The 23,804-nt window shown below is 75.7% G+C and carries 21 protein-coding genes and 1 tRNA gene; 12 read left to right on the top strand and 10 right to left on the bottom strand.

The genetic code is table 11. The features are described from left to right. Window positions 1–92 precede the first annotated feature (92 nt). On the top strand, window positions 93–731 hold the full coding sequence (locus tag HL054_RS17095; protein ID WP_369140238.1) for an MBL fold metallo-hydrolase: 639 nt from the start codon (window positions 93–95) through the stop codon (window positions 729–731). Here the strand turns inward: HL054_RS17095 and HL054_RS17090 are convergent. Beyond that, window positions 692–2,530, bottom strand: a complete 1,839-nt coding sequence (locus HL054_RS17090; RefSeq protein ID WP_369140237.1) for an EAL domain-containing protein — start codon at window positions 2,528–2,530, stop codon at window positions 692–694. The two genes, HL054_RS17095 and HL054_RS17090, sit on opposite strands and share 40 nt — an antisense overlap. Before the next feature lie 151 nt (window positions 2,531–2,681). On the opposite strand from HL054_RS17090, the gene HL054_RS17085 reads away from it, so the two are divergent. Beyond that, entirely contained in the window at window positions 2,682–3,791 is a 1,110-nt protein-coding gene (locus HL054_RS17085; RefSeq protein ID WP_369140351.1) for a GAF domain-containing protein, read from the top strand. Between the two features lie 35 nt (window positions 3,792–3,826). Here HL054_RS17085 and HL054_RS17080 read toward each other — a convergent pair whose 3' ends face one another. After that, window positions 3,827–4,567, bottom strand: coding sequence for a GntR family transcriptional regulator (locus HL054_RS17080; RefSeq protein WP_369140236.1), 741 nt, complete (start codon window positions 4,565–4,567; stop codon window positions 3,827–3,829). Window positions 4,568–4,651: 84 nt separating this feature from the next. Here HL054_RS17080 and HL054_RS17075 point away from each other — a divergent pair, with 84 nt between their 5' ends. After that, window positions 4,652–5,680 carry an ATP-dependent 6-phosphofructokinase gene (locus HL054_RS17075; protein WP_369140235.1) on the top strand — a complete coding sequence of 343 codons (1,029 nt, stop codon included), beginning with the start codon at window positions 4,652–4,654 and terminating at the stop codon, window positions 5,678–5,680. A gap of 108 nt (window positions 5,681–5,788) precedes the next feature. Here HL054_RS17075 and HL054_RS17070 read toward each other — a convergent pair whose 3' ends face one another. Together HL054_RS17070 and HL054_RS17065 are read right to left on the bottom strand one after the other, a co-directional pair. After that, window positions 5,789–7,006 carry a metallophosphoesterase gene (locus tag HL054_RS17070; protein WP_369140234.1) on the bottom strand — a complete coding sequence of 406 codons (1,218 nt, stop codon included), beginning with the start codon at window positions 7,004–7,006 and terminating at the stop codon, window positions 5,789–5,791. 24 nt (window positions 7,007–7,030) lie between these two features. Continuing rightward, a complete protein-coding gene (locus HL054_RS17065) occupies window positions 7,031–8,617 on the bottom strand; it encodes a CYTH and CHAD domain-containing protein (protein WP_369140233.1) in 1,587 nt (528 codons plus the stop codon). A 113-nt stretch (window positions 8,618–8,730) separates the two neighbouring features. Between HL054_RS17065 and HL054_RS17060 the strand changes: the two genes are divergently transcribed. Further along, complete coding sequence (locus tag HL054_RS17060; RefSeq protein WP_369140232.1) at window positions 8,731–9,702, top strand: endonuclease/exonuclease/phosphatase family protein; 972 nt, start codon at window positions 8,731–8,733, stop codon at window positions 9,700–9,702. A 156-nt stretch (window positions 9,703–9,858) separates the two neighbouring features. On the opposite strand, the gene HL054_RS17055 is transcribed toward HL054_RS17060, so the two are convergent. Genes HL054_RS17055 through HL054_RS17045 form a run of 3 tightly spaced genes read right to left on the bottom strand, consistent with a single transcriptional unit; the run spans window position 9,859 to window position 11,754 of the window. Beyond that, complete coding sequence (locus HL054_RS17055; RefSeq protein ID WP_369140231.1) at window positions 9,859–10,074, bottom strand: RNA-binding S4 domain-containing protein; 216 nt, start codon at window positions 10,072–10,074, stop codon at window positions 9,859–9,861. A 19-nt stretch (window positions 10,075–10,093) separates the two neighbouring features. Beyond that, window positions 10,094–10,822 (bottom strand): MOSC domain-containing protein, encoded by a 729-nt coding sequence (locus tag HL054_RS17050; RefSeq protein ID WP_369140230.1) that lies wholly within the window; start codon window positions 10,820–10,822, stop codon window positions 10,094–10,096. After that, on the bottom strand, window positions 10,819–11,754 hold the full coding sequence (locus HL054_RS17045) for an aldose epimerase family protein (RefSeq protein WP_369140229.1): 936 nt from the start codon (window positions 11,752–11,754) through the stop codon (window positions 10,819–10,821). Before HL054_RS17045 ends, HL054_RS17050 begins: the two co-directional genes overlap by 4 nt. A gap of 155 nt (window positions 11,755–11,909) precedes the next feature. On the opposite strand from HL054_RS17045, the gene HL054_RS17040 reads away from it, so the two are divergent. Beyond that, window positions 11,910–12,431, top strand: a complete 522-nt coding sequence (locus HL054_RS17040) for a DUF1707 SHOCT-like domain-containing protein (protein WP_369140228.1) — start codon at window positions 11,910–11,912, stop codon at window positions 12,429–12,431. A gap of 79 nt (window positions 12,432–12,510) precedes the next feature. Here HL054_RS17040 and HL054_RS17035 read toward each other — a convergent pair. Next, a tRNA-Leu gene (locus HL054_RS17035) sits at window positions 12,511–12,593 on the bottom strand. 246 nt (window positions 12,594–12,839) lie between these two features. Between HL054_RS17035 and HL054_RS17030 the strand changes: the two genes are divergently transcribed. From HL054_RS17030 to pknB, 7 genes are all read left to right on the top strand, one after another. After that, window positions 12,840–13,664: an FhaA domain-containing protein gene (locus tag HL054_RS17030; RefSeq protein ID WP_369140227.1), complete on the top strand. Its 825-nt coding sequence runs from the start codon at window positions 12,840–12,842 to the stop codon at window positions 13,662–13,664. Between the two features lie 34 nt (window positions 13,665–13,698). After that, the gene (locus HL054_RS17025; RefSeq protein WP_369140226.1) at window positions 13,699–14,160 is read left to right on the top strand and encodes an FHA domain-containing protein FhaB/FipA; all 462 of its coding nucleotides are present in this window, start codon (window positions 13,699–13,701) and stop codon (window positions 14,158–14,160) included. Next, window positions 14,157–15,560, top strand: a complete 1,404-nt coding sequence (locus HL054_RS17020; protein ID WP_369140224.1) for a PP2C family protein-serine/threonine phosphatase — start codon at window positions 14,157–14,159, stop codon at window positions 15,558–15,560. Before HL054_RS17025 ends, HL054_RS17020 begins: the two co-directional genes overlap by 4 nt. Before the next feature lie 70 nt (window positions 15,561–15,630). Continuing rightward, window positions 15,631–17,043, top strand: coding sequence for an FtsW/RodA/SpoVE family cell cycle protein (locus HL054_RS17015; protein WP_369140223.1), 1,413 nt, complete (start codon window positions 15,631–15,633; stop codon window positions 17,041–17,043). After that, window positions 17,040–18,494, top strand: coding sequence for a peptidoglycan D,D-transpeptidase FtsI family protein (locus HL054_RS17010; protein ID WP_369140222.1), 1,455 nt, complete (start codon window positions 17,040–17,042; stop codon window positions 18,492–18,494). The genes HL054_RS17015 and HL054_RS17010 overlap by 4 nt, the downstream gene beginning before the upstream one ends. Then, window positions 18,494–20,263, top strand: coding sequence for a serine/threonine-protein kinase (locus HL054_RS17005; protein ID WP_369140221.1), 1,770 nt, complete (start codon window positions 18,494–18,496; stop codon window positions 20,261–20,263). Before HL054_RS17010 ends, HL054_RS17005 begins: the two co-directional genes overlap by 1 nt. Before the next feature lie 118 nt (window positions 20,264–20,381). Next, window positions 20,382–22,160: a Stk1 family PASTA domain-containing Ser/Thr kinase gene (pknB, locus tag HL054_RS17000; RefSeq protein WP_369140220.1), complete on the top strand. Its 1,779-nt coding sequence runs from the start codon at window positions 20,382–20,384 to the stop codon at window positions 22,158–22,160. Between the two features lie 50 nt (window positions 22,161–22,210). Here pknB and HL054_RS16995 read toward each other — a convergent pair whose 3' ends face one another. Together HL054_RS16995 and HL054_RS16990 are read right to left on the bottom strand one after the other, a co-directional pair. Then, on the bottom strand, window positions 22,211–22,876 hold the full coding sequence (locus HL054_RS16995) for an aminodeoxychorismate/anthranilate synthase component II (protein ID WP_369140219.1): 666 nt from the start codon (window positions 22,874–22,876) through the stop codon (window positions 22,211–22,213). Window positions 22,877–22,932: 56 nt separating this feature from the next. Further along, window positions 22,933–23,688 (bottom strand): DUF881 domain-containing protein, encoded by a 756-nt coding sequence (locus HL054_RS16990; protein ID WP_369140218.1) that lies wholly within the window; start codon window positions 23,686–23,688, stop codon window positions 22,933–22,935. Window positions 23,689–23,804 lie beyond the last annotated feature (116 nt).

Here is a 23,804-nt window from a genome sequence, read left to right as displayed (position 1 = left end):
CGTTCACCCGATCGGGGGACGGCCCCGGTCCGGCCGTCCTCCGGCCCGCCTGGCACCGTGCCCGGGAGACCCCGCATCCCGAGGAGGACCCGGTGCAGCTCACCAAGCACGGACACGCCTGCGTCGTCCTGACCGACCAGGACCGCCGCCTGCTCATCGACCCCGGCGCCTTCACCGCGGACGACGCCTGGGCCGGTGCCTCGGCGCTGCTGGTGACCCACGAGCACATGGACCACCTCGTGCCGGACCGGGTCCGGGCCGCGCTGGACGCCGACCCGGCCCTGGAGGTGTGGACCAACTCCTCGGTCGCCGCGCTGCTGGAGGGCGCCGGCCCGCGGGTGCACGTCGTCGGCGCCGGCGACACGTTCACCGCGGCGGGCTTCGACGTCTCGGTGCACGGCGAGTGGCACGCGGTCATCCACCCGGAGCTGCCCGTGGTGCGCAACGTCGGCTTCCTGGTCGAGGGCACCGTGTTCCACCCCGGCGACGCGCTCACCGTCCCCGAGGTCGCCGTCCCGACCCTGCTGCTGCCCGCGCACGCGCCGTGGTCGAAGACCTCGGAGCTGATCGACTACCTGCGCGCGGTGCAGGCGCAGCGGGCCCTGGCCGTGCACGACGGGCTGCTCAACGACACCGGCCAGGGGCTGCTCAGCGGGCTGTTCGGTGCGCGCGGGCCGGGACAGCCCACGCCCTACGAGCGGCTGGCCCCCGGGGAGACCGCCGAGGTCTGACCGGGGTGGCCGTCGGCGCGCAGCCGGGGGCCGAGCTGCGCCTCGAGGTCGCGGGAGCGGTCCTGCTCGGTGGCCAGCGCCCGCTCCGCCTCGACCCGGGCGGTCACGTCCGCCTGCACGCCGATGTACTGGACGACGGCGCCGGTGGCGTCCCGGACCGGCGTCAGCGAGCAGTCGTTCCACCAGCTGCTGCCGTCGGCGCGCAGGTTGAGCAGCACCTCCTGCACCGGCTCCCCCGCCGCGACGGCGGCGCGCATCCGGGCGACGGCGGCCGGGTCGGTGTCGGCGCCCTGCAGGAAGCGGCAGTTGCGGCCGAGCACCTCGCGGGCCGGGAAGCCGGAGAGCCGTTCGAAGGCCGGGTTCACGTAGACCAGCGGCTGGTCGGGCAGCCGCAGGTCGACGATCGTGACGCCGGACCCCACGACGGCCAGCGCCTGCTCCAGCAGGGCCACGCCGGGGCGGCCCGCACCGGCGCCGGCGAGCAGCCGGTGCGCGGTCGTCGCCGCCGGCTCCGCGGGCGGCGCCGCCGGTGCCCGCTCCCCGGAGTGCGGGGCGACCCGGGACAGCAGCGAGTTCGCCGCCCGGACGACGGTGTCCCGCTCGTAGGTCAGGGCGAACGCGAACCGCCGGTCCAGGTCCGGCCCGTCGTCCCCCAGGTCGCGGGCCAGCAGCGCCGCGCTGAAGTGCGGGCTGAGCACCACGACGTCCCACTCGCCGCGCACCGGGTCGGTGGGGGCGAGGTCGGCGCCGCGGAGCCCGGGCAGCGGCTCGACCGGCAGGTCCTCGCCGACGGCGGCGACGAAGGCCACCCGCTCGGCCAGGTCCCGGTACCGCAGCCGGGTCGCCGGGGTGACGTGCCGGGACTCCTGGAACGTCGAGGCGACGACGCAGGTCTCCCCCAGCCGCATCGCCTGGCGCTCCAGCTGCTTGCTCAGCTCGATCAGCAGCGCCTTGGGGGCCTCCCGCACCGCGACCTCCGGCGGCAGGCAGGCGAACGGCGAGACCTCCGCCGCGTCGGCGTCCGCCGGCCGGGCCTCGGGCAGCCGCAGCGCCCCGGTGCGCTGCCCCGGGACGGGGCCCGGACCCGGGCGGCCGAACAGCCACCCCTGGCCCAGGGTGGCGCCCAGCGCCCGCGCCATCCGCAGGTGCCGCCCGTCCTCGATCCCCTCGGCCAGCAGCACCGCGCCGGAGGCCTCGGCGTAGGCGTTGACCGCGTTCATGATCTCGGCGATGGCCGGGCCGGGGCGTTCCTGGACCAGCCGGAGGTCCAGCTTGACCACGTCCGGCCGCAGCAGCGGCATGAAGGCCAGCGACAGCGACTCGGCGCCCACGTCGTCCAGGGCGATCGCCCAGCCCGCCTCGCGGACCCGCGCCACCGTGCGCAGGAGCTCGGCCGGGCGGGCGGCCAGCGCGCGCTCGGTGATCTCCAGGACCACCTGCAGGTCGTCGGGGAGGCGGTCGGGGAGGTCGAACAGCGCGGCGAGCGGGGCGTCGTCCAGCGCGTCGGGCTCGACGTTGACGAAGACGGTGAGCGGGGCGAGCAGCCCCTGCTCGACCGCGCCGCGCAGCGCGGCGGCCCGGCAGGCCTGGTCGAGCTGGGTGAGGAAACCCTCGGCGCGGGCCACCGCGAAGAGCTCGTCGGGCGCGCCCAGCGGGCCCTCCGGTCCGCGCGCCAGCGCCTCGTAGGCGACCACCCGGCCGCTGTCGAGCTCCACGATCGGCTGGAACACGCTGGTCACCGCGCCGGCCTCGACCACCGCCCGGGCAGTCCGCACCGGTGCGCGCTGGATCTGCTCCACGTCGCCCCCATCGGACCCGGGCACCTCGGTCTGGAGTCTGACAGCATCCACGTGACACCACCGGGGGAGCGCACGCGAGCGGACACCCGCGGCGACCGGCCCGACGACCACCGACAGAGGGGCGACGGCCACGGAGAGCACCGGCTGGGAGCTGCCCACCTGGGCAGCGCTGCCGGCCCGCCCGGACGCCGACTTCGACGAGCTGGCCCGGCGGCTGGCCACCGAGCTGCACGTCACCCGCGTGCTGGTGGTGCTGGTGTCGAAGGGCGGCCAGGTCTACCCCGGCGCCTTCGGCCTGCCCGAGCCGTGGGCGAGCCGCCGGTCGCTGCCGCTCACCGAGTCGATGAGCCTGCGGGTGGTGGCCTCCGGCGAGCCCGTGGTGCTGCGCGACGCCCGGCTGGACCCGGAGCTGAGCGCCCGCATCGGGGTGCGCGAGCACGCCGTCGTGGGCTACGCCGCGATGCCGCTGACCGACGTCCACGGCCATCCGATCGGCGTGCTGTCGGTCTCCGACGAGCGGGTGCGGGACTGGACGGCGGCCGAGCTCCGCACCCTCCACCGGACGGCGGCCGAGGCGAGCCGCCGGCTGCAGTTCCGGGCGCTGGAGGTGGCCGAACGCGAGGCCACGGCCGCCGCCGAACGCGCCGACGGCGCGGCGCACAAGGCCTCGGTCGCCGCCTCCGCCGCCCTGGTCGAGGCCGAGGCCGCCGCGGACCGGGCCCGGGTGGTGGCCCGGCTCAGCCAGGAGCTGCTGCCCGCGGAGAGCCTGCTGGACGTGCTGCGGGCCGTCGACCGGTTCCTCCGCTCACCGCTGGGCGCCGTGGTGGCCCTGCTGGCGCTCACCGAGGCCGGCCGGCCCGAGGTGCGGGTGTGGGCGCTGGCCGCGGGCGCCCCGCCCTCGCTGACGCCCCGCACCGGCCTGCTGGTCACCGACGCGCACCCGCTGGCGGTGGCGGTCCGGGAGCGCCGGGCGGTGCCGGTGCCCAGCCGCGCGGCCGGGGAGTCCGCGCACCCCGGGCTGCTGCGGCTGCCGGCCGGTGGCGCCCAGACGTCGCTGACGGTGCCGCTCGGGCTCGGGCAGCACAGCTCGTCGGGCAGCCTGCTGGTGGGCTGGGGGCTGCCCCGCGAGCTCGACGAGCAGGTGCAGGTGGTGGTCGGCGACCTGGCCCGGCCGGTGGGCCACGCCCTGGAGCGGGTGCTGCTGCGCGAGCAGCGGCTGGCGCTGGGAGCGCCGTCGGCCCCGCTGTCGGTGACCGCCTGACCGACATGACCGCCGTGACCGCCTGACCGACGAGGTCAGCGACCGCCGACGGAGACCTCGAACTCGACCTGGCTGACGTCCGGCCGCAGCCGGGAGAAGCTGTGCACGAGCGGGCGGCCGGCGCTGTCGCGCACCGTCGTCCGGACGACCAGCAGCGGCGACCCGGTGATGACGTCGAGGATCTCCGCCTCGTCGGCGGCCGCGGTGCCGACGTCGACGACCAGCCGGGCGTGCGCCAGGTCGGCCTGGTACTCCCGGCGGAGGAACTCGTAGAGCGAGCCGTGCCCGAAGTCCTCGGTGGCGGCCTTGGGGTAGCGGCCGGCGGCCAGGAAGCTGCGCACCACGTGGTTGGGCAGGCCGTCCACGCTGCGCAGCCGCACCAGCTCCACCACGTCGTCCGCGGTGGCGATGGACAGCTCGACGGCGATGGCCGGCGCGGCCGGCACGACCCGCTGGGCGAGCACCGTGGTGCCCACCTGCGCGCCCTGCTCGGTCATCACCGAGTGGAAGCCGGCGATCCGGTGCACGAAGCTCTCGCGGTACTCGTGCCGGATGCCGGGGCGGCTGACGAACGTGCCGCGGCCCTGCTCACGGACCAGGTGGCCGTCGGCGACCAGGCCGTCGACGGCCCGGCGGAGGGTGATCCGGCTGACGCCGTACTCGGCGCACAGCACCGGCTCCGGGGGGAGGAGGGTGTGTTCCGGCAAGGCGGACGCGCGGCGCCGCAGCGCCTCACGGACGGCGAGGTACTTGGGCCCCGCCTCGACAGTCGCCACGCCGTGAAAGGTACTGCACCAGGAGACGTCTAGACGTCATGACGTACGGTTCACCTGCCCGCCCACCCTTTCGGAGGAGAGCACGTGCACATCGGAGTGCTGACCGGCGGCGGCGACTGCCCCGGCCTCAACGCCGTACTGCGGGCCGTCGTCCGTACGGCCGAGAAGGAGTACGGCAGCACGGTCGTCGGCTTCCGCAACGGCTGGCGCGGCCTGCTCGAGGACGACGCCATGGTGCTGGACCGGCCGGTGGTGAACGGACTGCTCACCCGGGGCGGCACCGTGCTCGGCTCGGCCCGCGTGGCGCCGCAGAAGCTGCGCGACGGGCTGGGCCGGATGCGCGAGGTGCTCGACGCCCACGGGGTCGACGCGCTGCTGCCGATCGGCGGGGAGGGCACGCTCACCGCGGCCGCCTGGCTGGCCTCGGAGGGCGTGCCGGTGATCGGCATCCCGAAGACCATCGACAACGACATCCACGGCACCGACCTGACCTTCGGCTTCGACACCGCGGTCAGCATCGCCACCGACCTGATCGACCGGCTGCACACCACCGCCGAGTCGCACCAGCGGGTGCTGCTGGTCGAGGTGATGGGCCGGCACGCCGGGTGGATCGCGCTGAACGCCGGGCTCGCCTCCGGGGCGCACCTGACCATCACGCCGGAGGAGCCCTTCGACATCGAGGAGGTCTGCCGGCTGGTGACCGCCCGCTTCGACCGGGGCCACCGGCACGTCATCGGCGTGGTCAGCGAGGGCGCCACCCCGGTGCCGGGCACGATGCCGCTGCGCGACGGCGGGATGGACGAGTTCGGCCATCGCCGCTTCACCGGCGTCGCCCAGCAGCTCGGCGACGAGCTGGAGCGGCGCACCGGCAAGGAGGTCCGGACGACGGTGCTCGGCCACGTGCAGCGCGGCGGCACCCCGACCTCGTTCGACCGGGTGCTGGCCACCCGCTTCGGGCTGCACGCCGCGATCGCCGCGCACGAGGGGCACTTCGGTCAGATGGTCGCCCTGCACGGCACCGAGATCGAGCTGGTGCCGCTGGCCGAGGCGGTCGCCGAGCTGAAGACCGTCCCGAAGACCCGCCTCCAGGAGACCACCGCCTTCACCGGCTGACCCTGGACCCTTTCCCCCCGGGGCGGAGATGGCCATGTCCGCCCCTGAGGACAGGGGCGAACATGGCCATCTCCGCCGTGGGGTCCTGAGCCGTGGGGTCCGCAGGGGTCAGCGGGGTGGGCGGGTCGGGGCGCCGGGCTGGAGCTCGATGACGGTGACCTCCGGGCGGGCGCCGACCCGCATCGGCGGGCCCCAGTAGCCGGCGCCGGCGGTGACGTAGAGCTGGGTGTCCCCCTGCTGCGACCAGCCCTCCACCACCGGCTGGTCGAGCAGGATGGCGTAGTCGAAGGGCCACAGCTGCCCGCCGTGGGTGTGCCCGGACAGCTGCAGGTCGACCCCGGCCGAGCGGGCCTGCTCGACCATCACCGGCTGGTGCGCCAGCAGCACCACGGGCACGTCGTCGTCCCGGCCGTCCAGCGCGGCGTCCAGGTCGGCCCCGTGCCCGGGCAGCCCGGACGCCGCGGCGGTGCGGTCGTCGATGCCGGCCAGGTCGAACGAGGCGCCGCCCCGGCGGATGGGCACCCGCTCGTTGCGCAGCACGTCGACGCCGAGGGTCGGCAGGTGCCGCAGCCAGCCGGTGGTGTCGACGAAGTACTCGTGGTTGCCGGTGACGAAGAAGACGCCCTGCTCGCTGACCAGGTCGGCCAGCGGCGCGGCGTCCTCCCGCAGCTCGTCGACGTCGCCGTCGACCAGGTCACCGACGATCGCCACCACGTCGGGCCGCTGGGCGTTCACCGTCTCCACCAGCCGCTCGAACCGGCGCCCGCCGTAGGTGGCGGAGAGGTGGCCGTCGGAGAAGGTGACGATCCGCAGCCCGGCCAGCGCCGGGTCCAGCCGGGGGATCCGGACGGGCACCCGGCGGACCACCGGGGCGGAGTTGGCGTACGCCACCCCGGTACCGGCCACGCCGACGGCCACGGCTCCGGCCGCCACCGCCAGGAACCGGCGCCGGGAGAGGACGGCCGCCCGCTCGGCAGCCGCCCGGTCCGCGTCGGCGTCGGCCTCGTCCCGGCTGCGCCGGAACAGCCGGAGCGCCACCCGGATCGGTTCCGTCGCGAGCACGGCCAGGAACAGGTAGAACGCCAGCCCGAGCCAGATGAAGCCGACCCAGCCCAGCGGGGCGGCCACGCCCGTCGGCAGCCGGCCGCGCAGCACCACCGCCAGGGCGGGCAGCAGCGCCAGGACGACGGTCAGCAGCGTGAGCCGCCGACGCGCCCGCCCGGGCCGCGTGGTGCCGCGGACCAGCCGCCACCACAGGTAGCCGTGCAGCAGCGCCATCGCCAGCAGCACCACGACGCCGAAGCCGAGCACCTCGATGAGGCCCACCGGCTCCTCCCGGTGCCCGCCCCCTTACTTGGTCGAGCTGGTCAGCACCGGGCGGAGCTGGGGCCAGCGCTGCCAGAACTCGCGCTCGGCCGCCTCGCCCCGGGCCTGCTCGAGGGCGTGCAGCCGGCCCCAGGTCCAGGCGTTCTCGCCGGCCGCGAAGGCCTGCAGCCCCAGCTGGGTGCACAGCGGGCGGGTGACGTAGGTGTCCTGCCGGTCGCCGAGCACCTCCTGCACGCCCTTGAGCACGCTGACCAGCTGGGCGACCGGCCGGCCCAGCACCGGCACGGCGGCCTCGGCGGTGTACCGCACCCGCTTGGCCGCCTTGCGCACCTCGTGCAGCGCCTCCGGGTCGTCGCTGTCCTGCGCGGCGTCGACCGCGCGCCGCAGCCGCTTCGCCGTGTGCGCGAGCACCTCCCGCAGGACGTCGTCGGCGGGCCGGGCGGCGTCCTCGGTCAGCGGCGGCTCGGCGACCAGCGCGTCCAGGTCGTCCCGCAGCTGCAGGTACGCGGGGGAGGCCAGCGCCTTGCGGGCGCCGGCGTCCCCGACCTGCTCGTCCTTGACGGCGGCCTGCTGCAGCCGGGCGGCGACCGGGCCGAGCACCAGCTCGACCGGCTGGGCGGCGACGAGCTCGCGGAGGTGGGCCAGCGCGACCTCCCCGTCCCGGGCGGGGGACAGCGCCGTGCCGACCGCGGCCAGCTCGGCGCGCAGCGGGTCGGTCTGGGCCCGGTCGAGCACCGGCCGGAAGGCGGCCAGCGTGCTGCGCAGCCGGCGGCAGGCGACCCGCACCTGGTGGACGCCGTCGTGCTGGCCGGTGCGCACCATCAGGTCGGCGTCCTGGAGCGCGCGGACCTGCAGCTGCAGCGCGGCGCGCACGACCTCGCCGGCCGGGGCGCTGGAGGTGCGGCCCTTGGCCTTCTTCCTGCCCTTCTTCTTCCCCTTCTTGGTGCCCTCCGCCTCCGCGGCGGCCGGCGGCAGCTCGGGGCCGACCACCGCCGCCAGCCGGTCGGCCAGCACCCGGCTCAGCTTGGACGGCGAGTCGGCGGGCCGGGCGCCGGCCTCGCCGAGGGCGGCCGCGACGACCGCCAGCAGCTCGTCGTCGCCGTCCACCAGCTCGACCTCGACCTCGCGCCAGGCGGTGACCACGGCGGCCTCGCCCGGCTCGGCCGGCAGCGCGGTGCCGGTGACGTGGTCGTCGGCGACCTCGGCGAGCACCCGGCCGTCCGCGTCGACGAGCTCGGTGAGCACCCGGCGGGTCCGCAGCGTCGCGACCTGGACCGCGGACGCCCGGCGCACGATGCCCAGGACCGGGTCGAGCACCGCCTTGGGTGGCGTCCGGGCGCTGCGGCCCAGCGGCGAGTGCAGCTCCCGGCGGGCGCCGGCCACCGCGGGCAGCTTCACGTGCCACCCGGCGTCGGTGCCCCCGGTCCGCCGGCGCAGGGTCACCCGGGCGCGGGCCAGCCGCAGGTCCGCGGTGTCGTAGTAGGCCGCCTCCAGGGCGTGCTCGACGGGCTCACGGACCTCGGCCACGCCCGGCACCCCGGTCAGGTCGGGCAGCACGAACGTCTCCTCGACGTCGAACTTGCGCTCGATCTCCAGATGCTGCACAGCCACGCGTCCACTCCTCGTCCAGGGGCCGTTCATCTCGGCCCGGAGGTCCAGGGTCTACCCGACGGAGGTGAACGGCCACGTCAGGGCCGCCCCACGGGGGTGGGCAGGATGGTGCCGTGCCCCTCCCCCGACGCGCCGCCCTGACCCTCGCCCTGCCCTGGGCCGGGTGGGCGCTCGCCCGCGCAGCCGGCGCCGACCGCGGGTACCCGCTGGTGCCCGCGATGGCCTTCACCCGCTACGCGGCGGGCACCAGCCTGCTCCCGCTCGCAGCCGCAGCGCTGACCCGCTCGCGGGCCGCGGCGCTGGTCGCCGGCGGGGCGGCGGCCGTGCTGGCCGGCTCGGTGCTCGGCCCGACCGTGCTGGCCGGCGCCCGCCGGACCGCGGGGTCGGCACCCGAGGGACGGCCGCTGCGCCTGGTGTCGCTCAACATGCTCTACGGGCGGGCGGACGCCGCCACGGTCGTCGCGCTGGCCGCGGAGTGCGCCGCCGACGTGCTGGCGCTGTCGGAGGTGACCCCGGAGGCGGTGACCGCCCTGGTCGAGGCGGGCGTGGCCGACCGGCTGCCGAACGCGCACGTGGTGCCGGCCGGCGAGGGGCAGCCCCGCGGCGCCGGCGGCGCGCTGTGGACCCGGCTGGAGGTGCTGTCCCGCACCGTCGTCCCCGGCCGCTTCGGCCAGCCCGCGGCCCGGCTGGCCGTCCCGGGCGGGCTGGACGTCGAGGTGACCGCGGTGCACACGCACCCGCCGGCCCGCAACACCGACCACGTGCACCGCTGGGAGGGTGACCTGCGCCTGCTGCCCGACCCGGACGCCGACGTGCTGCGGGTGCTGGCGGGGGACTACAACGCGACGCCGGACCACGCGGCGTTCCGCCGGCTGCTCCGCCGGGGCTGGGTCGACGCCGCCCGGGCCACCGGGCAGGGGCTGCGCCCCACCTGGGCGCCGCAGCGGTGCCCGGTGCCGCGGCTCAGCCTGGACCACGTGCTGGTCGACCCCCGGATCGGCGTCGCCGCGTTCCGCGTGGTGCGCGTGCCCGGGACCGACCACCGGGCCCTCGTGGCCGACCTGCGGCTGCCGCCGGCGGGGTGAGAGCCCCGGGCGGCGGGTTCCGCACCACCGCCGCCCGGGCTGTCCCGCCATGCCCCGGACCGGCCGGGACGCACCCTCGCTGTGTGACATCTGTGTGAACACGCGCGTCGCCCGGCGTGGGGTGACGCAGCGCCAGCTGCAATCGACGCTGCGCGATCAACCGATCCGCACGTCCTCCTGGCCGGCCACCGCGACGACGTCGCCGCGGCGCAGCTGGCGGCCACGGCGCTCCTCGGGCTCCCCGTTCACGGTCACGTCGCCGGACGTCAGGACGTCCTTGACCTGGGCGCCGGAGGGGACGGCGTCGACCAGCTTCAGCAGCTGACCGAGCCGGATGGACTCCTCGCCGGAGCGGAGCTCGATGGTGCGCACGGGACCGATCCTCCCCCGGTCAGACCGGCGTGACGACGTCGCCCACGGCGAGCTCCCCCGGCCGGGCCACCAGCGCACCGACCGCCAGCGTGCCGCCGCGCTCCCGGTGGATCGTCCGCAGCACCCCGGTGTCCCGGCCGATGCCGCCGGCCTGGGGCCGGGTGGTCATCACGCAGCGCGGCACCCCCTCGACGACGTCGAGCTCGGCGGTGCCCAGCCGGACCCGGGTGCCGGCCAGCGCGTCCTCACCGGCGCCGGCCAGGACCACGTTGGCCCGGAACCGCCGCCGGTCCCAGCCGCCGAGCGTGCCGGTGGACACCAGGGTCACCCGGGCGCCGGCGTTGTCGTGGAACGCGCCGTCCGCGCCGGCGAACGGGTTCCACCGGGCTGCGTCCTCCTGCTCGTCGTCGTCGGGGCTCTCGTACCGCCGGTCGCCGCGGACCTCGGCCGCCGGGCGCAGCGTCACCGGCCGGCCCGCCCAGCGGGAGAGCACGGCGTCGTCCGCGGTGACGGTGCCGTCGGGCAGCACCACCTCCACCCCGCCGTCGGCGCGCAGCCGGGCCGCGGCGAACAGCAGCTCGGGCACCCGGCGGGCGGTGAGCCCGAACCCGGTGGCGACGTCGAACAGCGCCCAGCCGCGGTCGCCGGCCAGCCCCTCCGGCTCCACTCCGGACCGGTCCAGCCGCTCGCCGAGCAGCGACTTCACCGGGAACCGCCAGATCTCCAGCACCCGCAGCTCGTCGGTCACGCCGGCGTCCAGCTCAGCGTCCAGGTGCCCGACCAGGCCTCCCCGGGGGCCAGCACGACCAGGTCGGCGCCGTCGGCCAGCGCGTTGGGCGGGCAGGTCATCGGCTCGACGGCCAGGCTCCGCCGCCGCTGGCCGGCCGGCAGGGTGTCGGCCGAGAACACCTGCAGCCACCGCCAGGCCCCGTCGACCGCGAGCTCCAGCGCGCCGGCCGCGCCGCGCAGGTGCACCCGCGCCCAGCCGTCGTCGTCGCGGACCAGGTCGGTGAGCGGGACGTCGAGCACCCGGTCGCCGATCCGGCCGACGGCACCGTCGAAGGGCCGCGTCCTCCCGGTCGGCAGGCCGCCGTCGGTGTCCATCGCCGTCCGCGCCGGGACGGTCAGCTCCGCGTCGTCGACCGCCCCCTCCGGCAGGTCCGACACCGGGCCGCCGCCCACGGCGAAGTACGGGTGCATGCCCACGCCCAGCGGGGCGTCGGCGTCGCCGTCGTTGCGCACCCGCACGGTCACCGACAGCCGCTCCCCGGTCAGCTCGTAGTCGACCGCCGCGGCCAGCCGGAAGGGGTACCCGGCCCGGGGCTCGACGACGGTGCCCAGGGTCACCGCGCCGTCGGCCTGCGCCAGCACGGCCCAGGGCTGGGCGGTGACCAGGCCGTGCACCGCGTTGGGCGACTGCCCGCTGACCACGTCCAGCTGCAGGTCCCGGCCGGCCCAGCTCCACCGGCCGTCGCGCAGCCGGTTCGGCCAGGGCAGCAGCACCCCGCCCCGGCGGGCCGCCGGCACGGTGCCGCTGGGGTAGCCGTCGAGCACGTGCCAGTCGCCGACGACGAGCTCCCGCAGCCCCCCGCCGCGGAGGTCGACGGTGAGCCGGGCGGCCCCGGCGGACACCTCGGCGTCCCGGGGGCTGGTGGACGGCCACGGCTGGTCCAGCGACATGCGGTCCTCCTCGGACATCAGGTCCGGACAGCTCACCACAGCCGGAGCGGCCGGTTCCACGTGGAACTGCACGGCGGACTGGTGACGGACGTCAGTGGTCCCGGGCCGGTCCGCGGCAGCAGACTGGTCGCAGCGACCACCCGAGGAGCCCGGACATGCCCGATCCCCACCTGCGCGCCGCCGACACCGACCGTGCCGCGGTCGCCGAGGTCCTGGGCGGCCACCTGTCCGCCGGCCGGCTGACCGTGGACGAGTACGACGACCGGCTGTCCCGCGCCTACGCCGCACGCACCTACGGCGAGCTCGCCGAGCTCACCACCGACCTGCCGAGCACCCAGCCGGCACCCGCACCGGCGGCACGGCCCGCACCGGCCACCGGTCCGGCCGGCTGCGGCGGCCCGGGCGGGGTGCACGGCTGGGCGGCCGGCTGGCACGGCGGCTGGGCCGGCAACGGCGGGCTGCGGGCTGCCTGGGGGAGCTGGCTGACCACCGCGGTGATCGTGGTCGGGATCTGGCTGGTCACCTCGGTCGCGTCCGGCCAGGTCCTCTACCCGTGGCCGGTCTGGGTGATCGGCCCGTGGGGCGTCGTCCTCCTGGCCCAGAGCCTCGGAGCCGGCCCCGGCCGCGACCGGTCGCGCACGGAGCTGCGCTCGGACGCACCCGAGCGGGGCCGCTGACCCGGCCCCGGACGCACGAGAGCGCCGGGACCCTGGGTCTCCGGCGCTCTCGTCGGCCCTCTGCGGGGAGGATCACGGGTGGGCAAGGGGGGAGTTGAACCCCCACGTCCTCTCGGACACACGGACCTGAACCGTGCGCGTCTGCCATTCCGCCACTTGCCCTGGCGAGGAAGGACACTAGCAGCCGACGACGGGACCTCTCGCCGCCACCCCCGGGCCGGTCGTGGGCGCCCGCTCCGGCGCGCCCTGCAGCCGCCGGCGGCCGCGCTGGTAGACAGTGCCCGGGACGTCGGCCGGACGAGATCGTCCGGGGCGTCCCGCGCTTCCCGACCGGTCCGGCCACCCTCCCCCGGTTACGATCGGGGCTCAGGGCAGTGGGAGGTCGAGCCGAGACGCGAGGGAGCGACTGTGGGTGTGCTGCAGCGCTTCGAGCGACGCCTCGAGGGCATGGTGGGTCTGGCGTTCGCCCGGGTCTTCAAGGGCAAGGTCCACCCGGCCGAGATCGCCCACGCCCTGCAGCGCGAGGCCGACGAGCAGCGGTCGGTGCTCAGCGGCGGGCGGGTGCTCTCGCCCAACCTGTTCGTGGTGAGCCTCGGCCCGGTCGACTTCGACAACCTGGCCGAGTGGTCCGAGCAGCTGGCCGGTGAGCTGGCCGACATGGTCGCCGAGCACATCGAGTCCGAGGGCTACCAGACCTTCGGCGAGATCGAGGTCCGGCTGGAGCGCGACGAGGAGCTGCGCACCGGCGTCTTCGAGGTCGCCTCGCACGTCGCCGGCGCCGGGGCACCGCACCGCGCCGGGGCACCGCTCCGCGCCGAGCCCCCGGCCGCCGTCCCCCCGGCGATGCCCGGGCTGCCGCCGCTGCCCCCGCTGCCCGGCATGCGCACGCACGCCACCGACACCGGCGCCCAGGAGCCTCCCGTCGTCGGCCGCCCCGGCCAGCGGGTGTTGCACGTCCTCGTCGTCGACGGCCCGGGCACCAAGCACGTGCTCGAGCAGGGCAGCAACGTGCTCGGCCGCGGCACCGAGGCCGACATCCGGCTCCCCGACACCGGGGTGAGCCGCAAGCACGCCGACGTCCAGCTGCACGGCACCACGGTCGTCGTCGAGGACCTGGGCTCCACCAACGGCACGCTGGTCAACGGCCGCCGGGTGGCCAGCCAGGACCTCGCCGACGGCGACGTCATCCGCATCGGCCACTCCGTGCTGGTCTACCGGCAGGACGGCGCATGACCGTGGCCGCGCCGCGGCCGGGGGCGGACCGCTGATGGCGGAGATCTTCGTCCAGGTGTTCCGGTTCGGCTTCCTGCTGCTGCTCTGGCTGTTCATCTTCGCCGCGTTCCGCGTCGTCCGCGCCGACCTCTTCGGCGGCCGGGCCGGGCGCGTGGCCTCCGTCCCACCCCGGGCCGCACCGGCCGGCCGCAAGCGCGGCGCCCGCGGCCCCCGCCACCTGGTCGTCACCGCGGGGCCGCTCTCCGGCACCCGCATCACCCTCGGGGAGCAGGCGATCCTGATCGGCCGTGCCGACGACTCCACCCTCGTGCTCACCGACGACTTCGCCTCGTCGCGGCACGCGCGGCTGACCAACCGCACCGGCCAGTGGTACGTCGAGGACCTCGGCTCGACCAACGGCACCTACCTCGACCAGCAGCGCGTGCAGGGCCCGTTGCTGGTCTCCCCCGGCCAGCCGATCCGGATCGGGCAGACCGTGCTGGAGCTCCGTTCATGACACTCGTCCTGCGCTACGCCGCGCGCTCCGACCGCGGCCTCATCCGCGGCACCAACCAGGACTCGGTGTACGCCGGGCCCCGGTTGCTGGCCGTCGCCGACGGCATGGGCGGCCACGCCGCCGGCGACGTGGCGAGCAAGGTGGTCATCGCCGCCCTCGAGCACCTGGACGACGACGCGCCCTCCGGCGACCTGCTGCAGGCGCTGCGCCAGGCGGTGTTCGACGGCAGCGAGCACCTGCGCGAGGTGATCCGCGAGTCGCCGCACCTGGAGGGCATGGGGACGACGCTCACCGCCGTGCTGTTCGCCGGCGGCCGGCTGGGCCTGTGCCACGTCGGCGACTCCCGCGCGTACCTGATGCGCGACGGCGAGCTGGCCCAGATCACACACGACGACACGTTCGTCCAGTCGCTGATCGACGACGGCCGGATCACCGAGGAGGAGGCCAACAGCCACCCGCAGCGGTCGCTGCTGCTGCGTGCCCTCAACGGCCAGGACGTCGAGCCGGACCTGTCCATGCGCGACGCCCGGGCCGGGGACCGCTACCTGATCTGCTCCGACGGCCTGTCCGGCGTGGTCAGCCACGAGACCATCGCCTCGGCGATGTCCGACCCCGACCCGCAGGCCACCGCCGACCGGCTGATCGAGCTGGCGCTGCGCAGCGGGGGCCCGGACAACATCACCTGCATCGTCGCCGACGTGGTCGAGGACGACGGCCGCGGTGCGCTGATCGACCCGGTGGTCGACGGCGCCGCCGGCGACAACCGCGGCCAGCGCGAGGTCGACCCGCGGTCGGCGGCCGGCCGCGCGGCGCTGGCCGACCCGCAACCGGCGCAGCAGGCGTCGGCGGTGGCCAGCAGCTCGCCACCGCCCCGCCGTCGCCGGCCGGTGCGGACCGCCCTCGTCGCGCTGGCCACGGTCGTCGTCCTGGGGGCCGCCGCCGTCGGTGCCTACCTGTTCGTGATGGACCACTGGTTCGTCGGCGTGAGCGGCACCGCCGACGGCGGCGAGGTCGCGGTGTTCCAGGGCCTGGACGCCTCCTTCGTCGGCATCGAGCTCTACCGGCTGGACCACGCCACCGGGCTGGCCACCACCGACCTCACCCAGGCGGCCCGCAGCCGGGTCGCCGGCGGGATCGACGCCAGCGACCGCGCGGACGCCGAGCGCATCCTGGCCAACCTGCGCGACCAGCGGCTGGAGCCGTGCCGGACGTCCTCGAGCACCCCCGCCACCACCTCGGCGGCCCCCTCGGACGCCGTGCCCACCGACGTGACCGACCCCGCGGCCACCGCGGCCCCGGTGCCCAGCACCCCGACGACGGCCTCCCCCACGGGATCGACGACGAGCGCGGGGTCGTCCGGCTCCGGTGAGCCGGGAGTGGACTGCCGGGAGGCCGATTGATGGCCCGCCGACCAGCCGACAGCCCCGCCGCCCGACCCGCCGCCCGACGCGTGACCGGGCAGGCCTCCCGGTGAGCGGCCCCGGCACCGACCCGCGGGCGGCTGCGGCCGGCAGCGGCCCGGTCCCGACCCGGCGCGGCACCGAGCTGCTGCTGCTGGGCTTCGCGGTGCTCATCACGCTGGCCGCGCAGTGCATCGTCGACCTGACCGTCACCGGGTCGCTGAGCCCGGAGCTGGCCACCTTCGGCACCTGGTTCTCCGCGCTGTGGGGCATCGCGCACGTCGTCGTCCGCCGCTTCGCGCCCTACGCCGACCCGCTGCTGCTGCCCTGCGTGGCGGTGCTCATGGGCCTGGGGCTGACCATGATCCACCGGCTGGACATCGCCGGTGACCAGCTCGGCGGCAACAGCAGCGGGGAGGACGCCCCGGTCCAGCTGCTGTGGGCCACGGTCGGGCTGGTGCTGTTCGTCGCCGTGCTGGTCGTCGTCCGCGACCACCGGGTGCTCGCCCGCTTCGCCTACACCCTGGCGCTGATCGGGCTGGTGCTGCTGGCCATCCCGGCCGTGCTGCCCAACTCCGAGATCAACGGCGCCAAGCTGTGGATCCGGGTGGCCGGCTTCTCCATCCAGCCCGGTGAGTTCGCCAAGATCTGCCTGGTCGTCTTCTTCGCCGCCTACCTGGTCGACAAGCGCGACGTGCTGGCGCTGGCCAGCCGCCGCGTGCTGCGGCTGGAGCTGCCCCGAGGCCGCGACCTGGGGCCGGTGCTGCTGGCCTGGGTCGCCTCGATCCTGGTGCTGGTCTTCGAGCGCGACCTGGGCAGCTCGCTGCTGCTGTTCGGGATCTTCGTGGTGATGCTCTACATCGCCACCGAGCGGGCCAGCTGGCTGGTCATCGGCGTGCTGCTGTTCGCCGGCGGCGCCTTCGTCGCCTACCAGGTCTTCGCCCACGTGCGGGTCCGGGTGGACACCTGGCTGGACCCGTTCGCCTACGTCGACACCGGCGGCTACCAGATCGTCCAGTCGCTGTTCAGCCTCGGCACCGGCGGCCTGTTCGGCGCCGGCCTCGGTGGCGGGCGGCCGGACCAGGTGCCGGTGGCCAAGAGCGACTTCATCGCCTCGGCGATCGGTGAGGAGCTGGGCCTGTTCGGCCTGGTCGCGGTGATCGTGCTCTACCTGGTGCTGGTCGAGCGCGGGCTGCGCACCTCGCTGGTGGTCCGCGACGGCTTCGGGAAGCTGCTGGCCGCCGGGCTGGCCTTCGCGGTGGCCTGGCAGGTGTTCGTCGTCCTCGGCGGCGTCACCGGGCTGCTGCCGCTGACCGGCCTGACCACCCCCTTCCTGGCCTACGGAGGCTCCTCGCTGGTCGCCAACTTCGGCCTGGTCGCCCTGCTGGTGCGGATCAGCGACGCGGCCCGCCGGCCGGCCGCCGCCGCGCAGCCCACCCCGCCGAAGCTCGTGGACGCCCCGACCGAGGTGGTCCGACCGTGAACGCGCCGCTGCGCAAGGTCGCGATCAGCGTGCTGGTGCTGTTCACCCTGCTGATCGTCAACGTCAACGTCATCCAGGTCGTCCGCGCCGAGTCGCTGCGGGAGAACCCGCGCAACACCCGGGTGCTCACCGAGGAGTACGACCGCGAGCGCGGCGCGATCGTGGTCGCCGGCAACGAGGTCGCCTCCTCGGTGGAGACCGAGGACTCCCTCACCTACCTGCGCACCTACCCGCAAGGCCCGCTGTACGCCCCGGTCACCGGCTACTACTCGGTGCTGTTCGGCAACACGCTGCTCGAACGGGCGGAGAACGACGTCCTCGCCGGCACCGACGACCGGCTGGCCCTGCGCCGGCTCGGCGACCTGTTCACCGGCCGCGACCCCTCCGGCGGCAACGTCGAGCTGACCCTGGACCCCGCGGTGCAGGAGGCGGCGATGAGCGGCCTCGAGGGCGTCACCGGCGCCGTCGTCGCGCTCGACCCGTCCACCGGCGCCGTGCTCGGCCTGGCCAGCACGCCGACCTACGACCCGGCCCGGCTGTCCAGCCACGACCCGGCCGACATGCGCGCCTACGACGCCGAGCTCGACGCGCTGGACACCGACCCCCGCGTCAACCAGGCGATCAACGAGCGCTACCCGGCCGGGTCGATCTTCAAGGTCATCGTCTCGGCGGCGGCCCTGGCCGGCGGCGAGTACACCCCGCAGACGGTCGTCCCGGCCCCGCAGGACTACACGCTGCCGGGCACCAGCACCCAGCTGCGGAACTTCGGCGACGAGGCCTGCAGCCCCAGCGGCGAGCAGCCGCTGATCGACGCGCTGACCATCTCCTGCAACACCGCCTTCGCCCAGCTCGGCATCGACCTCGGCGAGGACGCCGTCCGGGAGATGGCCGAGGCGTTCGGCATCGACGGCGAGGGCTTCGACATGCCGCTCACGGTGTCGCCCAGCACCATCGGCGACATCCCGGACGACGCCGCGCTGGGGCAGACCTCGATCGGGCAGAAGGACGTCGCGCTCACCCCGATGCAGGCCGCGATGATCGCCGCCGCGGTGGCGAACGACGGCACGCTGATGAAGCCGTACCTGGTCGACGCCGTCCAGGCCCCCGACCTCACCGTCATCGACCAGACCGACCCGGAGGAGCTCGGCGAGCCCTTCTCCGCCGACGTCGCCGGCCAGCTGACGGAGATGATGGTCAGCGTCGTGGACAACGGCTCGGGCCGGCGGGCGCGGATCGACGGCGTCGAGGTGGCCGGCAAGACCGGCACGGCGGAGACCGGCACCGACGCCCCCGACCACAACTGGTTCATCGGGTTCGCCCCCGCCGACGACCCGCAGATCGCCGTCGCGGTCTTCATCCGCAACGGCGGTGGCACCGGGGGCGACACCTCGGCGCCGATCGCGCGCTCGGTGATCGAGGCCTACCTCGACGCCCAGGGAGCCGGGGGCTGATGGCCGTCCACGTGGGCACCGTGCTGGCCGGCCGGTACGAGATCACCGCACCGATCGCGACCGGCGGCATGGGCGAGGTGTGGAAGGCGCGGGACCGCACCCTGGGCCGGACCATCGCGGTCAAGGTCCTCAAGAGCGAGTACACCGGCGACTCCAGCTTCCTCATCCGCTTCCGCAACGAGGCCCGGCACACCGCGGCGCTGTCGCACCCGAACATCGCCTCGGTCTACGACTACGGCGAGACCACGATCGAGGGCCAGCGGCTGGCCTACCTGATCATGGAGTTCGTCGAGGGCAAACCGCTGGTCACGATCCTGGCCGAGCGCGGCCGGCTCACCCCCGAGCAGACCCTCGACGTCCTCGGCCAGGCCGGCGACGGCCTGTCCGCCGCGCACGCCGCCGGCATGGTGCACCGCGACATCAAGCCCGGGAACCTGCTGGTCCGCCCGGACGGCGTGGTGAAGCTGACCGACTTCGGCATCGCCTACGCCCGGGACGCCGCGCCGCTGACCCGCACCGGCATGGTCGTGGGCACCGCGCAGTACCTGTCCCCCGAGCAGGCGCAGGGCCACGTGGTCACCGCCGCCTCGGACGTCTACTCGCTGGGCGTGCTCGGCTACGAGTGCGTGGCCGGGGCGCGGCCCTTCGACGGCGAGTCCCAGGTCGCCATCGCCCTGGCCCAGATCAACCGGCCCCCGCCGCCGCTGCCCGCCGACGTGCCGCCGCAGGTGCGCGCGCTCATCGAGCGGGCGCTGGCCAAGGACCCGGCCGCCCGGTTCCCGGACGGCGGTGAGTTCGCCGACGCCGTCCGGGCGGTGGCGGCCGGCCGGCTCGTCCCGCCGCCCACGGCGATGACCACGGTCGTCGGCGGGGACGACGCCGCGACCGCGATGATCCCGGCGACGGGCGGCACCCGGGTGGTCGGTCCCTCGACCGCGCCGCGGGTGATGCCGCCGCTGCAGGGCCCGCCCGTCGACGGCGACGACGGCGACGGCGACGAGAACTGGGCGGGCCAGGACGCCGACGACACGAAGCGACGGCGCACCCGGCTGATCTGGGCGGCGGCCGCCCTGGCGCTGCTGCTGGTGGTCGGCGGCGGCGCCGCGGTGCTGCTCTCCGGCGGCGACGACGGTGGCGGCGGCGGGGGGGGCACGGCCGCCCCCAGCGCGTCGGCCACCGCTCCCACCGGACCGCCCGCCACCACCAACGCCACCGGCGGCATCGAGTTCGACGTGGCCGCCTACGTCGGCCGGGACGCCGGTGACGTGGAGGACGAGCTGAGGGGCCTGGGTCTCGAGGTCGGCCGGGAGGAGGCCACCGGGGCGCAGCTGGCCGCGTTGGCCCGTCAGCTCGACGAGGACGTCGTGGTGACCGCCGACCCGACCACCGGCCCCCTCGCGCAGGGCGACACGGTGACGCTGTTCGTCACCGGTGCCCCGTACACCCCCGAGGACGGCGAGGACGGGGACGACGGGGAGTCGTCCGCGCCCGACCAGCCGACCAGTGCGCAGACGTCCGCAGCGCCGACGGGAGGCGGCGGTGCCGGTGTCCCTGCCCCGGGCGGCAGCTCGTCGGTCTCCAGCTCGCGCAGCAACACGTCGTCGTCGAGCAGCTCTTCCTCCTCCGCTCCGCCGACCACCACGACCTCGAGCGTGCCGTCGTCGTCGGATGCCGTCGGCGGTGACGGGGACGAGGACGCCCAGGGTGACCTGGAGTCGGGGTCGGGGACCGTGCAGAACGAGTCGGCTCGGCTCGTGGACACCCCGTGACACACCCGCCCCGGGTACCCCGCGTCGCGCCGGCGGGCGCCCGGCCAGCGATTAGGCTCCCGGACGGCGTGGTGCAGCCCACCCCAGCCGTCCGCCGCACTGCCCGAGAGGACCTCCGATGACCACGCCCTCAGTGCTCGGTGAGCGCTACGAGATCGGCGGGGTGCTCGGCCGTGGCGGCATGGCGGAGGTGCACCGCGGGCGGGACCTGCGGCTGGGCCGGGAGGTCGCCGTCAAGGTGCTCCGCCAGGACCTCGCCCGCGACCCGTCGTCCCAGGTCCGCTTCCGGCGCGAGGCGCAGGCAGCGGCCTCGCTCAACCACCCGGCGATCGTCGCGGTCTACGACACCGGCGAGGACCGCGGGCCCGCGGGGGCGACCCCCTACATCGTCATGGAGTACGTCGAGGGCGAGACGCTGCGCGACGTCATCCGCCGCGAGGGCCGGCTGTCCCCCGACCGCGCCATGTCGCTGGCCGCCGACATCTGCGCCGCGCTGGACTTCAGCCACCGCAACGGCATCGTGCACCGGGACGTGAAGCCCGGGAACGTGATGATCACGCCGCAGGGAACCGTCAAGGTGATGGACTTCGGCATCGCCCGTGCCGTCTCCGACTCGGCCGCGACGATGACCTCCACGGCCGCCGTCATCGGCACCGCCCAGTACCTCTCCCCCGAGCAGGCCCGCGGCGAGGGCGTCGACGCCCGCTCGGACGTCTACTCGGCCGGTTGCCTGCTCTACGAGCTGGTCACCGGGACCCCGCCGTTCACCGGCGACTCCCCCGTCGCGGTGGCCTACCAGCACGTGCGTGAGGACCCGCGGACGCCGTCGTCGATCAACCCGGAGATCCCGCCGGAGCTCGACGCGATCGTGCTCAAGGCGATGAGCAAGAACCCGGCCAACCGCTACCAGTCGGCCGCCGACATGCGCGCAGACCTGCTCCGTGCCGTCGCCGGGCAGCGGGTCGAGGCGACGCCGGTGATGAGCGACGCGGAGAAGACCACCATCATCGGCGTCACCCCCGGTGGCTACGGCAACGCCGACGAGTGGGACGGCGACGGAGACGACGAGGCCGACCGCAAGCGCAAGCGCAACCGGGTCATCGCGGTGGTGGTCGGCGCCCTGGTGCTCATCGGCGCCGCCGTCGGCATCGCGCTGGCGCTCACCAGCGGCGACGACGCCCCGCCGCCGGTCACCCAGGTGGCCGTGCCGGTGCTCGCCAACAGCACCCAGGAGGAGGCCACCGCGGCGCTGGCCCGGGTCGGCCTCGAGGTCGGCACCGTCGCCACCGAGGCCAGCCCGACCGTCCCCGAGGGCCGGGTCATCGGCTCCGACCCGGCCGCCGGCACCGAGGTGGACGAGGGCACCGCGGTCGCGCTCACCCTCAGCGGCGGCCCCAACACCATCAACGTCCCGCAGGTCGTCGGGCTGTCGCGCGAGCGGGCGGTGAGCAACCTGGAGAGCGCCGGGTTCACCGGCTCGATCAGCACCGACCAGGTCGACTCGCTGGAGCCGGAGGGCACGGTCGTGTCCATCGACCCCGCGGAGGGCTCCGCCGCGCCGCCGGACGCCGGCTTCACGCTGGGCATCTCCACCGGCACGATCGACCTGCCGGCGGACCTGGTCGGCAAGACCCCGGCCGAGGCGCGGGCCCAGCTGGTCGCGCTCGGCATCGCCGCCACGGACATCGTCGAGAACAACGCCGAGACCGGCGACGTCGCCCCCGGCCTGGTCGCCGGCACCCAGCCCGGTGCCCGCTCCGCGGTCGCCGCCGGCGACGAGATCACCCTGCTGGTGGCCGTCGCCGTCCCGGTCGAGACCACGCCGTCGACGCCGCCGAGCGCACCGCCGGCCACCCCGACTCCCACCCCCACGGGCACGCCCACCCCGACGAGCTGACGGCGGGCCGCCCCGAGGCGGGTCCGGTGTCGGCGGGGGTGGCCCCCGGGTCAGACGGTGGCGACCGTCAGGCGCCGGGCGCCGGCCGCGGCCGTCTCGACCAGCTCGGGGTCGGGGGCGATCCCGCACCCGGCGAGCCAGTTCGCCAGCAGCTGGTGCCCGCCCTCGGTGAGCACCGACTCGGGGTGGAACTGCACGCCCTCGATCGGCAGCTCCCGGTGCCGCAGGGCCATCACGATCCCCGAGGGGGTCCGGCCGGTCACCTCGAGCTCGGCGGGGACGCTGTCGGACTCCACCGCCAGCGAGTGGTAGCGGGTCGCGGTGAACGGGGAGCTCAGCCCGGCGAGCACGCCGACCCCGTCGTGCACGACCTGGCTGGTCTTGCCGTGCAGCAGCTCGGGCGCCCGGCCCACCACGCCACCGAAGGCCTCCGCGATGGCCTGGTGGCCCAGGCAGACGCCCAGCACGGGCAGGCCGGCCTCCGCGGCGGCCCGCACCATGGGCACCGTCACGCCGGCGTCCACGGGGGTGCCGGGGCCGGGGGAGAGCAACACCCCGGCGACGTCGAGGTCGGCGAGCTCCTCGGTCGTCACGGCGTCGTTGCGGCGCACCAGGCTGGGCACGCCGAGCTGACCCAGGTACTGGACGAGGTTGTAGACGAAGCTGTCGAAGTTGTCGACGACGAGCACCGGCCGCAGGGCATCGGGGAGGACCACAGGACAGGTGTACACGCCCGCCCGCCGTTCCGTCACACCCGCTGGAGGGACGGCCGCTACCCCGCCTCGGCCCGCGCGGCGTACTGCATCTCCAGGGTGCCCTCGTAGGCCGGCAGGCTGACCTCGCGCTCGTCGGCGACCTGGTAGGTCAGCCCGTACTGCTGCACCGCCGAGCGCAGCAGCTGCACCTCGGAGGAGGCCGCCAGCTGCCGCCGGATCTCGTCGGGGTCGCCCACCGCGGTGACGACGAACGGCGGGGAGTACTTGCGCCCCTGCAGCAGCAGGGTGTTGCCGACGCAGATCACCGCGCTGGTGCTGATCAGCCGCTGGCCCATGATGGCCACGCCGTCCGCGCCGGCCGCCCACATCGCGTTCACCACGCCCTGGACGTCGGACTGGTGGATCACCAGGTCGTCGCCGGTCGCACCGCTGGGCAGCCCGTCGCCGGTCTGCTGCTGGGCGTCGTCCAGCCGGACGGTGAGCCCGGGACCGCTCACCGGGGTCAGGCCGGCCGAGGCGAGCCCCTGCTCCCCCTCGGCCGCGGCCTCGGCCACCGCACCGTTGCGGCCGGCGGCCTGGTCGGTGAGCAGCTGGATCTGCTGCTGCAGCAGGGCCAGCTCGTCCTGCTGCCGGGCCACGGCGTCGTCCCGCTGCTCGATCAGGCCGGACAGCTGCGAGCTCTCCCCGGCCCGCAGGTCGGTGCCCAGGGCGGTGCGGCTGGAGGTGGCGAACAGCAGGCCGGCCAGCATGGCCACGACCGGCACCAGCACCGTCCACAGCGAGGGGCGCCGCAGGCGTCGGGTGCGCGGCACGGTCACCTCCTGGCTGGCGTCGCCGGCGGCCGTGCGCGCGGCCCGGAGGGTGACGCGCGCCCGCCGCGGGGCAGGTCTGCTCGGCGGTCAGCTTAGGCTGGTGCGACCACACGCCG

Source organism: Modestobacter versicolor (assembly GCF_041028285.1).
Lineage (GTDB): Bacteria > Actinomycetota > Actinomycetes > Mycobacteriales > Geodermatophilaceae > Modestobacter > Modestobacter versicolor_A.
This window is presented reverse-complemented; position numbering and strand designations above follow the sequence as displayed.

Excerpts from the sequence above, each read along its gene's own strand:
- HL054_RS17005 (WP_369140221.1), top strand. The coding sequence starts at position 18,494 with ATGGCCGTCCACGTGGGCACCGTGCTGGCCGGCCGGTACGAGATCACC.
- HL054_RS17040 (WP_369140228.1), top strand. The coding sequence starts at position 11,910 with ATGCCCGATCCCCACCTGCGCGCCGCCGACACCGACCGTGCCGCGGTC.
- HL054_RS17020 (WP_369140224.1), top strand. The coding sequence starts at position 14,157 with ATGACACTCGTCCTGCGCTACGCCGCGCGCTCCGACCGCGGCCTCATC.
- pknB (WP_369140220.1), top strand. The coding sequence starts at position 20,382 with ATGACCACGCCCTCAGTGCTCGGTGAGCGCTACGAGATCGGCGGGGTG.
- HL054_RS17025 (WP_369140226.1), top strand. The coding sequence starts at position 13,699 with ATGGCGGAGATCTTCGTCCAGGTGTTCCGGTTCGGCTTCCTGCTGCTG.
- HL054_RS17045 (WP_369140229.1), bottom strand. The coding sequence starts at position 11,754 with ATGTCGCTGGACCAGCCGTGGCCGTCCACCAGCCCCCGGGACGCCGAG.